General features: G+C 35.7%; 12 protein-coding genes, 2 pseudogenes and 1 other annotated feature. Of the genes and pseudogenes, 10 read left to right on the forward strand and 4 right to left on the reverse strand.

Annotation, left to right across the window (positions count from 1 at the left end; all coding sequences use genetic code 11):
* Window positions 1-78: 78 nt before the first annotated feature.
* The 6 genes and pseudogenes from V7183_RS09810 to V7183_RS09835 form a co-directional block, all read left to right on the forward strand.
* A pseudogene (locus tag V7183_RS09810) lies at window positions 79-168 on the forward strand (DUF3985 family protein); the annotation flags it as partial.
* A gap of 110 nt (window positions 169-278) precedes the next feature.
* Window positions 279-1,007, forward strand: coding sequence for an ABC transporter ATP-binding protein (locus V7183_RS09815; protein ID WP_335359349.1), 729 nt, complete (start codon window positions 279-281; stop codon window positions 1,005-1,007).
* Entirely contained in the window at window positions 1,004-1,825 is an 822-nt protein-coding gene (locus tag V7183_RS09820) for an ABC transporter permease (RefSeq protein WP_335359350.1), read from the forward strand. The genes V7183_RS09815 and V7183_RS09820 overlap by 4 nt, the downstream gene beginning before the upstream one ends.
* A gap of 10 nt (window positions 1,826-1,835) precedes the next feature.
* Entirely contained in the window at window positions 1,836-2,606 is a 771-nt protein-coding gene (locus tag V7183_RS09825; protein WP_335359351.1) for an ABC transporter permease, read from the forward strand.
* A 14-nt stretch (window positions 2,607-2,620) separates the two neighbouring features.
* The gene (locus V7183_RS09830; protein WP_335359352.1) at window positions 2,621-3,304 is read left to right on the forward strand and encodes a response regulator transcription factor; all 684 of its coding nucleotides are present in this window, start codon (window positions 2,621-2,623) and stop codon (window positions 3,302-3,304) included.
* Window positions 3,286-4,737, forward strand: a complete 1,452-nt coding sequence (locus V7183_RS09835) for a sensor histidine kinase (protein WP_335359353.1) — start codon at window positions 3,286-3,288, stop codon at window positions 4,735-4,737. Before V7183_RS09830 ends, V7183_RS09835 begins: the two co-directional genes overlap by 19 nt.
* Before the next feature lie 77 nt (window positions 4,738-4,814).
* Here the strand turns inward: V7183_RS09835 and V7183_RS09840 are convergent, their stop codons facing one another.
* Window positions 4,815-5,201, reverse strand: coding sequence for a DUF3938 domain-containing protein (locus tag V7183_RS09840; protein WP_097899858.1), 387 nt, complete (start codon window positions 5,199-5,201; stop codon window positions 4,815-4,817).
* A 370-nt stretch (window positions 5,202-5,571) separates the two neighbouring features.
* Entirely contained in the window at window positions 5,572-6,465 is an 894-nt protein-coding gene (locus V7183_RS09845) for a YitT family protein (protein ID WP_097899859.1), read from the reverse strand.
* A 275-nt stretch (window positions 6,466-6,740) separates the two neighbouring features.
* On the opposite strand from V7183_RS09845, the gene V7183_RS09850 reads away from it, so the two are divergent.
* Complete coding sequence (locus V7183_RS09850) at window positions 6,741-7,025, forward strand: hypothetical protein (protein ID WP_335359354.1); 285 nt, start codon at window positions 6,741-6,743, stop codon at window positions 7,023-7,025.
* Between the two features lie 28 nt (window positions 7,026-7,053).
* The gene (locus V7183_RS09855; RefSeq protein ID WP_335359355.1) at window positions 7,054-7,836 is read left to right on the forward strand and encodes a membrane protein insertase YidC; all 783 of its coding nucleotides are present in this window, start codon (window positions 7,054-7,056) and stop codon (window positions 7,834-7,836) included.
* 27 nt (window positions 7,837-7,863) lie between these two features.
* Here V7183_RS09855 and V7183_RS09860 read toward each other — a convergent pair whose 3' ends face one another.
* Entirely contained in the window at window positions 7,864-8,091 is a 228-nt protein-coding gene (locus V7183_RS09860; RefSeq protein WP_097899862.1) for a hypothetical protein, read from the reverse strand.
* 166 nt (window positions 8,092-8,257) lie between these two features.
* Window positions 8,258-8,493: a binding site (T-box leader), on the forward strand.
* Window positions 8,494-8,558: 65 nt separating this feature from the next.
* On the opposite strand from V7183_RS09860, the gene V7183_RS09865 reads away from it, so the two are divergent.
* The gene (locus tag V7183_RS09865) at window positions 8,559-9,872 is read left to right on the forward strand and encodes an APC family permease (protein ID WP_097899863.1); all 1,314 of its coding nucleotides are present in this window, start codon (window positions 8,559-8,561) and stop codon (window positions 9,870-9,872) included.
* Between the two features lie 107 nt (window positions 9,873-9,979).
* Entirely contained in the window at window positions 9,980-10,150 is a 171-nt protein-coding gene (locus tag V7183_RS09870; RefSeq protein WP_335359356.1) for a hypothetical protein, read from the forward strand.
* Between the two features lie 211 nt (window positions 10,151-10,361).
* Here V7183_RS09870 and V7183_RS09875 read toward each other — a convergent pair.
* A pseudogene (locus V7183_RS09875) lies at window positions 10,362-10,639 on the reverse strand (IS4 family transposase); the annotation flags it as partial.

A 10,639-nucleotide genomic window follows, 5' to 3' on the forward strand; every position in this document is an offset into this window, starting at 1 on the left:
GCAAGGATTTAGATGTCGAAAAATTAAAATGGATTTATATATATGTAATTTTATTTAGTTTCACGAATGATAGAGGAAGAAGTAACGTATGTAGCATTGAAGTTGTTAGCGATTGTATTAATTATCCTATTTATTGTTCAATTTGGAGAGAAGCTGCTCGGATTATAGTTTTATACAGTGAATGGCGAGAAAGAAGCTGCAAAAAGTGCAGCTTCTTTTTATTTGTTTATAAATTGTTTATTTTTACCTCCTATTCTAAAAGCAAGGAGGCGATAAGAATGAAAACAGCGGTGTTAGAAGTAAAAGAAGTAACGAAAAGGGTGAAGGGGAGAAGCTTGTTAAATCATATGTCCTTCTCCGTTTATAAAAATGAAATTTGCGGTTTTGTTGGGCCAAATGGTTCTGGGAAAACGACATTAATTCGAACGATTATGGGACTTATTAAACCAGATAAAGGAGAAGTTTTAATTAACGGTGTGAGTGTGCAAAAAAATCGTGAGGAGGCGCTTCAGTACGTCGGAGCGATTGTGGAGGCGCCGATATTTTTTCCTTACATGTCTGGACGAAAAAATTTGCGAAACTTAGGAAGAATTACGATGAACTGCAGGGGAGAGAATTTAGAGAAAAAGGTTGAGCAAGTGTTAAAAATCGTTGGGTTAGAAAATCGTGCAGATGATAAGGTGGGCACGTATTCATTAGGAATGAAACAACGATTAGGAATTGCGCAGGCGCTTCTTGGAGATCCAGATTTTATTATTTTAGATGAGCCTTCAAACGGATTAGATCCAGTGGGGATTAAACAGCTTCGAAAAATCGTACTCGATTTACAGCGTAATAAAGGCATTACTTTCTTCATCTCAAGTCATTTAATTCGTGAATTAGAGCTGATGTGTGATTCATGGGTGATGATTCGGGAAGGGGCACTCATTTGGCGCGGAACGACAGAGGAACTAAAAGGGGATAGTAAGGAGCTAGAAGATATCTTTGTGGAGATGATGAGCTCATGATGATGTTAGTGCGCTCTGAATGGGAGCGACTTTGGGCAAAGAAGGTGACTTGGCTTTGTTTTGCGATGATACCGGTTATGTTGTTTGCTTCAGCAAAGTATTATATGGGGCATAATCAAGTTGTCGCAAAAACAGCTGTAGATTATACGTATGCCAATACATTCCCCGTTATGGGTTTAGCAGAAATGCTCATTAGTGCATGCAATCTTATTGTACTTGTTACGATGGCTTTTATGATTTCTCATGAATATCATAGCGGGCAAATGCGGATGGTATTGCAGCGGGCCTATACGTATCGGCAAATTTTATTGGGGAAAATGATTACGATGCTCATGATGATGGCTTTGTTTTTTCTCGTGTATTTCATTTGCAGCTATGTAGTTGGTTATTTATGTTTTGATTTTAATCCAAATATTTTGCTCTTTTATTATGAACAGCCAATGAAGAGTGAGATGGAAGTCTTTTTCTATACGCTGAAATATTACGGGATGGCCTATGTCATGATAGCTTGTGTAATTAGCATCTTTATGATGCTTACAGCACTTAGTAAATCAACAACAAGTGCAATTGCATTTAGTATCGGGTTTATTATACTTTCTTTTGGAATTCCAGAAGTTATGCAGAGATTTGTACCTAATAGTCAGATAGTATTCGTACGTTATTCGTCGATCGTAAATTTACAGTATCAGGGGATTGCATTATCACTTATAGGAAAAGGAAATTTTATTTACCTTTGTTTAGGGGTATTAAGTATTTATATCGCTATTTCTAATTTTATTACGTTTTATGTGTTAGGAAAGAAAGATCATTTTGTGTGAGGTGATTGAAATGAAACAGTTAATGATAAGTGAGTTTGAAAGGATTTTTTCACGGAAAAAAACAACGGTAATGTTTCTTGTTTTTACATTGTTTCTTATAGGAGACGCCGTTTTCCTTGATTACGGGAAATTAGCAATTTATAGCAGTGAGGGAGCGGCGGCACCTTTAAGTCAGTTGAATTTTCAAGTGGTGTTAGCGAAAGAAATATATTTTATTTTAGCATTATTAGTTTTCCCGATTTTGTTCATTGATAGTTTTAATGGTGAGCGCTCGTCTGGAGCATATCGTCTTGTTTGTATAAGACCAATTGAGAGAACTAAGCTGCTTGTAGTAAAATGGCTAACTCAGTTTATCCTGGCAATTGCGTTTTTGTTTCTTACGTTTATCTTCGGGTATATATATGGCAAGTTATACATTCCTACAGCTGAATATACAACGTTTTTACATCAAGATATCAAATATAATGCAGCGGAAGCTTTCTTATATACATTGAAATTTTACGGGGTATTCGTACTTATTACAGCAACCATTTTATTATTAGCGAGTTTCGTAAGTTTATGGATGCCAAACGTAGTGCTATCTTTCTTTGGGATAATTGGCCTGCTTTTTGGAGCACTATATATTCATGACAGTTTTTCATATTTCTTATCAGCAGGTCAAGAAGCAATCCGTATATTAAGTAATGGAGATTCCATATTCTACCTTGTGAATGGTACAATTTTAGTAGCTTGTATGTTACTCAGTTTTATAACGTGGAAGACAAAAGATTTGTATGAGTGAAGGGGAGAATGACCATGGCAGAGACGATTTTAGTTGTTGATGATGAAGAAGATATTTTAACGTTTATTACAGATAGTCTAGCTATGGAAGGGTATTGCGTGCGAACGGCTTTAGATGGGAAAGAAGCACTCCACCAACTAGATGACAATGTGAGTTTAGTTTTGCTCGATGTAATGCTTCCAGATATGAATGGATTTGAAGTATGCGAAAAAATTAGGGAGAGACAAACTTGTCCTATTCTATTTGTAAGCGCCGATAGTAGGGAGCAATCACGCATTGAAGGGTTGATGATTGGCGGAGATGATTATATTAATAAGCCGTTTAGCTTAAAGGAATTAAAGGCAAGGATTATTGCAAACTTGCGTCGTGCTGCTGATTTAAGAGAGGAAAAGCGAGTTCTTCGTTATGGCAACATCGTAATTGATTTACAGAGTTATGAGGTAACAGCAGGAAATCAAATGATTCATTTTACAAAGAAGGAACTCGAAGTTGTAAAAATGCTCGCGCTACATTCCGGTCAAGTGTTAACGAAAGAACAGCTCTTTGAGAGAATTTGGGGTTACGATAGTGAAAGCGATGTATCTACTGTTGTTGAACATATGAAGAAGATTCGAACAAAGCTTAGTATGTATGACAGGGAGCATACGTATATCCAAACTGTGTGGGGAATTGGGTATAAGTGGAGCGTACAGGCGTGATGGAGAAACTACGGATTAAACAACAATTAGTTGTTGGTTTCTTAATTATTTTGATTGGAAGCCTAGTATTGACTATTTTAACGGCAATCGGTGGTTGGTATTGGTTACAAAGTGATGGGAAAGAGAAAGTGTTTCCGGCCAATTACTATCAGAATCAAATCCCTGCCATTGAAGAATATATTAAGAAAAAAGAAGAATTTTTATTAAATATGAGCGAAAAAGAAGAGTTTGAAAAAGTTATTCCTATGAAGGGTATTCAATATCAGGTTGTAGATAAGCAAGGAGAAATCCGTTATGGTACATATACAAAAGAGATTATAACGAAGCAGAATCCACTTTTGAATGTTATTAATACAAATATTTATGCAGAAAATGATAATAGTGAGATTACAACCTATATTCCGCTAGTCGATAAGGATGGAAATTTACAAGGAGCAGTCGGCTTGCATTATCGTTTGGCCGTTTCAACAAATTCTCTTATTGATTATCTTCCGATTATTCTATTTTTTAGTGCTCCTTTTATTTATATTACAATTTTAGCGTATATGATTTCGAATCGAATGGGGAAAAGAATCGGAAAACCACTTGCTGAACTTTCAGAAGCCTCTAAGCGAATTCAAGCACATGACCTTGACTTTAGCTTAGAATACAAAGCAAATAACGAAATCGGTGAATTAGTTCATTCATTTGAAAATATGCGCGCTGCATTAGCTAATAGCTTATCACGCCAATGGGAACTAGAAGAAGAACGGAGAGAATACGTCAGAGCAATTTCTCACGATTTGAAAACACCGCTAACAATTGTCCAAGGGCATGCCGAAGGGCTACAGAGCGGTCTATGGAAAAATGAAGAGTTGTTGCAGCGTTATTTACAGACGATTGAACGGAATACAAATCGAATGGCGAAGCTGCTGCAAGAATTCAATACGGTGAATGAGCTCGAGAGTTTTTCGTTTCAGTTATTTTTAAGCGAAGTGAACTTGGAGAGCTTTTTTCGTAAGAAGATAGAAGAGTATGAGTATGTTGCCAAAAAGAAAGAGATAGAATGGAACGTTATGTTCGAAACGGATGATGATAGACAGACATTCGTATTTGATCAAGAGAGAATCAGTCAAGTAATGGACAACATCGTTATGAATGGTGTTCGTTTTACACCAGGGGCAGGTAAGATGTTAGTAAAGGTATGTATACAGCAAGATGCATTGCAGTTTCATGTGTACGATTCAGGGAGTGGCTTTCAATCTGGAGATATGCAAAAAGTATTTCAGCGCTTTTATCAGGAAGATACATCTCGCTCCAGTAGTAAAGAACATTCAGGCCTTGGATTATATATTGCGAAGACAATTGTGGAGAAGCATGACGGAAAAATATTTGCGGAAAATAGTTCAATATGCGGCGGGGCGCATGTGTGGTTTCAGATTCCGAGTGTGTAATAAAATGACGAATTTTGTAGAAGTACCGATATATTGAAAAACGAGGCTGGAAGATGTATCTTCCAGCCTCGTTTATATTAAGAGTTACTTTCAATGTGGTGACCGTTTTCCTCTCTAGGATCTTGTAATAGGTTAAATACATCTGCTAAGCAAAATGCGATAAACCAAGTCCAAAGGCCGTGGAAGACAGCTGAGCCTAATTGAAGTGGTAATGTATAGTTTGTCATTGAGTAGGAAATACATCCTCCAACGATTCCGATCATTGTTAATAGCATTGTTTTTTGAGCGTTTTCTTCTGGGTTAAAGAGGAAGTAAATGTATCCGCCTAATATTGAAGCGCTTACAATAGATTCGATTCCATTAAAAATAATGTGTTCTCCAAGCTGATTGTTTGTCCAGAAGCAAATTGCGCCGCCGATAATCGCAAACAAAGCAGCTACCCAGTACCGTATATATTGATTCATATGTTCATCTCCTTATGTAATAAGATGATTTGGAAGTCAAAAAGATAGGTATAGTATATAGAAGTGAATGTTAGTTGTACGTATTTTTTCTATAAAAAGAGTTGTGAAGAATAACTAAGATGATCGGTCTTTTTAAGCCGTTTCTTGTAAGATGTGATAATACTAGTTATTACGTAAACTTGTGCTTGAAATATACCCGACTTCTCGTTTCTTTTTGCTTATAAAAGTAAGAGAAACTCCCAAGTCTATACATTTTTTTGTAAGTCTTATTATATTATAACATATTTCAAGGGGTAATAATAGAATTATCTGATTTTGTAATAAGTGTAAAAAATAAAAAGCGTAAGGAATCAGGATTCCTTGCGCTTTCTTATATACGTTTGAAACGTCCAACGATTTCAACGGTTTCTGTAATATTCATAAACGCATGATTGTCTACATGACGAATGATGCGTTTTATTTCTCCTAATTCGTAACGAGTTACGACAGTGTAAATCATTTTTTTCTTATGGTTGGTATAGCCGCCGACAGCGTCTACCATTGTTACACCACGTATGCCGTAATGCAGTAGTGCGCTTTTAATTTCCTCGCCTTTTTCTGTAATTGTCATTATCGTTAATTTAATGTGTTTTGTATGTACAGCATCAATTACTTTGCTGACAACGAAACGGCTAATTAATGTGTACAGTGTAATATCCCATCCGAAAATAAAGCCAGCGACAACAAGTAAGATTAAGTTGAAGACAAAAATAATAGCACCAATCGAAATGTCTTTATATTTCGCTACAATCAATCCAACAACATCAAAACCACCTGTTGAAGAAGCAAATCGGAATATAATTCCTGAGGCTGCACCACAAATGACGCCACCGAATACAGATGAAAGTAAAATGTCATTTGAAACTTGATGTACTGGAATAATGTTCATGGCTACAGATGATACTGCCACGAAGTACGCTGTTAAAAAGGTTGTCTTCTTCCCTAAGTAAAAATGACTTAGAATAAGAAGCGGGATGTTTAATAAAAAGATAAGTGCACCTATATTATAGTGCATTAAATAACCGATAATCATCCCTACACCAGCGAAACCACCGCTAATCATATTATGCGGAATAAAAAACATATTCATTGAAATAGCATACAAAATGGAAGCTACAAAAATAACAATCAACTGTATTATAAATTCTAAATGAAATGTTCTAGCTGCTGGGAAGGATAAAAAGGCGGTATCGGGAACGTAATCGGCGTCTCCTAATTGACCCATAGTATGTTTCATCTCCATATTTATTTTTGATTACAAGAAGAGAATAATGCTTTTTTCAAAAGCTGGCAACAGTTTTATTATAATAAGAAAATTTTATAAATTTCTAAAAAATTAAGCCTATTCAGTTATGTGTGTGAATATACTAAAGAAAGCGAATACAACGATTTTCTTTATTGTTTTTTTGAGAAAATATGCAAAGTCCTTTTTTGAAAATAAAAGGAAATAGAGAATGTTTGTTGAATGTGCTAAAATGACTTTATTAAGGATGTGAAGCGATGGAATTTTTATTGCAAGATGCAATTCTATATATATCTGTTGTAACGACAGCGCTTTGTTTATTAGAAGTCTTTTTTCTCACTAGTGTTTCTCGCTTTGTAAGGCAGCAAGCATCATGTGGTAGACAAAAAGCTTTCACGCTTGTTGATACATGCGAAGAGAGTCTTGGTAATATCCCGCTCTTTTCTATTTTCTATAAATATGGAATGGCTCGTTCAGTTCGCAGGCAAGAATCGAGCGGTGAGAGTGATGAGGTGGGTCCATATATACCAATGTTTCGCTAACTAATTACGAAACATTGGAGGAATGAACATGTTAAAATCATACCGAGCTGTGCTCGTTAGTTTATCATTATTACTTGTTTTTGTTTTATCTGGTTGTAGTAATAGCGGAACAATTGATGCAAATAGTACTGGTGTTTGGAATCACTATTTTGTGTATCCAATTTCATGTATGCTTCAATTCGTTGCTCATCATATACCTGGAGGAAGCTTCGGGATTGCAATCATTATCATTACGCTCGTTGTTCGTTCAGCAATGATTCCATTGGCTGTTGCGCAATATCGCGGTCAAATGAAAATGAAAAAAATGCAACCTGAACTCCAGAAGCTAAAGAAAAAATATGGTGATGTGAATAAAGATATTGAAAAACAAAAACAGTATCAAAAAGAAATGTCAGAACTAATGAAATCAGGCGGTTGGAATCCACTTGCTGGGTGCTGGCCAATCTTTATACAAATGCCGATTTTCTCAGCATTGTATTACGCGATTAGCCGAACTGAAGAGATTCGTACATCTTCATTTTTATGGGTGAACTTAGGACATGCAGATCCATATCACATATTACCGGTTCTTGCAGCGTTAACAACATTTATTCAAATGAAGGTTATACAGTCAAATATGACATCTGGGGAGCAAGTTCAAATACTGAAAGTGCAGCAGGTCATGATGCCAGCAATGATTTTATTTATGGGATTTGCGGCACCATCAGGACTTGTTCTGTACTGGATTACAGGTAACATATTTACAATGACGCAAACAATCGTTCTTAGAAAAGTAATGGACCGTGAACAGGGACAATTACAAAATGCATAGAAAAACGCCGCTCATTTGAGCGGCGTTTTATTGATTTGTTGAAATTCTTTTCATTGTTAGTATGTAGGTGAAGACACTGAATGCAATTGCAAATCCAATGAACACTTCCGTGTATTGGAATTTTCCTAACGTATAAAAGGATGCGGCAGGAACAATAAAGACAGTTAAAATGCTATAACCAGGATACTTATGTCGAAATATGATGGCAAAGATGAAAGATAGGATTGTTGCTGTAATACAGATAACTGGAATCATATCGATACCTCCTTTATATGTATATTGTACCGTTTTAAGGTAATCTGAAAAATAGTAGTGCTCCTGTTATAATATAAGAGGAAATATTTTTGTATGTTATATAAAAAATGATATTGATTTTTTGAAAAAATTCAATATAATGAAAAATAACTACAAAATTCGACATCAAGAAGTAATGATGAGGACATGATCAATTTTTTACGATTCTCAGAGAGGGAAGCCTTTGGCTGTGAGCTTCCTAATACGAAAAAATGGATTACCACCTCTGAACTGCAGCAGTGAATGAATATCTAGTAATTGCTTGCCGGCAAAAACCGTTATCTAGACTTGAGAAATTGGTGAAGTGTGTTACTTTGCTGATGAAACAAGGGTGGAACCACGAATACAACACTCGTCCCTTTTTTAGGGAGGAGTGTTTTTTTATTTTATTTTTGCATCACACTAGAATTGGAAGGAGGATATATAGCATGCATCATGATGAGAAAAACAAAATTGGTTTAACAGTAGCACTATCCATCGTTGTAGGGACTATTATTGGATCTGGTGTATTTATGAAACCAGGGAGCGTATTAGATTACGCAGGAAGCTCTAATATGGCAATTCTTGCTTGGGTAGTAGGGGGATTATTAACATTAGCTAGCGGTTTAACTGTAGCTGAAATTGGAGCGCAAATTCCGAAGAATGGTGGATTGTATACGTATTTAGAGGAGATTTATGGGAGTTTTTGGGGGTATTTATCTGGGTGGATGCAAACAATTGTATATGGCCCAGCTATTATTGGAACATTAGGTTTGTATTTTAGCTCTTTAATGATTAACTTTTTCTATTTAGATAAAGTATGGAGTTTACCAATCGCAATTGGAACAGTTGTATTCCTTGGTGTTGTAAATAGTATGGGAACGAAATATGGGGGCATTGTCCAAACGATTACAACAGTTGGGAAGATGATTCCAATCGTATTAATTGTTGTGTTAGGTTTTTGGAAAGGGAATAGTGATATTTTTAATGTAGTTGTACCATTGTCAGAAAATCAAAGCATTGGGATGGCAATTTTAGCGACTTTATTTGCTTATGATGGTTGGATTTTACTTGCTTCTATCGGCGGTGAAATGAAGAACCCAACAAAGTTATTACCAAAGGCGATGACAGTAGGAATTTTAATTGTAACAGCTGCTTACGTATTAATTAACCTAGCGCTACTAAAAGTATTACCAGCGGCGAAGATTGTAAATCTTGGAGAAAATGCGACAGCGACAGCAGCTGGGATGTTACTTGGGGAACATGGCGGGAAAATCATTAGTATCGGTATTATTATTTCTATTTTTGGATGTTTAAACGGAAAGATTTTAACATTCCCGCGTATTCCAATGTCGATGGCGGAACGTGGACAACTTCCGTTTTCTAAGTTTATTGCAAAAGCACATGAGAAATTTAAAACACCTGCAAATGCAATTACTTTTGAAATTATATTAGGTATTATTTTAATGATTATTAGTGATCCAAATAAGCTATCTGAGATTTCCGTATTTATCATTTATATTTTCTATGTGATGACATTTATCGGTGTCTTTATTTTACGAAAACGTAATGAAGGGAAAGAGCGTGCGTACAGCGTGCCATTATTCCCGGTTGTACCAATTTTAGCGATTCTAGGATCACTATTCGTAATTGGAAGTGCAATTATTAATGATCCGCTAAGCTGTTTCTTATCAATTGGAATCGTATTTACAGGCCTTCCTGTTTATTGGTACTTAAATAAGAAAAAAGAAACGCAGTCTTAAGGAGTTAAAAAGCAGGCGCATCATGCGCCTGCTTTTTTGTTTTTGATAAATCGAAGGATTTACTAGTTTAATGTTGAAGAGTTTAGGCGAGAGGGGGGTGTCGTCATATGGATTTTGAATCAGCGGTTGGCTTCTTTTCGATAGCTTTACCGTTTTTTATGGTTCTTTTTGTATTCAGATGGGTTCGTTTTATTTATTTGAATTCTGAGAAGCAGGTTCAGCAAAATGAAAAAATCATTGGGCTGTTAAATGAGATAAAGAAACAAAATATGTCCTAAAGGTTTTGAGTGAACATCAATAATAGCTTGTATATAAAAATTACTTTTATATAGAAAAATAAGGCCTCGAACTATTTACGGTTCATAATTTTACTAATTGTTTTGTCAGCATGCATTACGTAGTATGAGCTAGATTGCTGTTTATTTTTCTATAACAAATATACCCTATTCTTTAGTCCTATCTGTTATCACACGTGTTGATTAACCAAAATTATACAGTATTTATTTGGTTTATTTGCCGATGGAATGCTAGTATTTCTGTCAAATAAATTCTCCAATCAAACGGCAGAGTATCACAAAGAAACAGGCGTGTGAAACCTGCGAATGACAACGGTTTGATATGTTTTTTCTTACTACCTTTTACGTGAAGAAATTTTAGTAAAACGTAGGCAATCATAGCTGCGAACAACTGATTGAACACCGCATTTGATGTTGTGCCAAATAGCACGGGAACGTTCAAATTCTGCTTAATCCAGCGGAAAAAGGACT

The organism is Bacillus sp. JJ1127 (assembly GCF_036965845.1).
In the GTDB taxonomy this organism is placed as follows: Bacteria; Bacillota; Bacilli; order Bacillales; family Bacillaceae_G; genus Bacillus_A.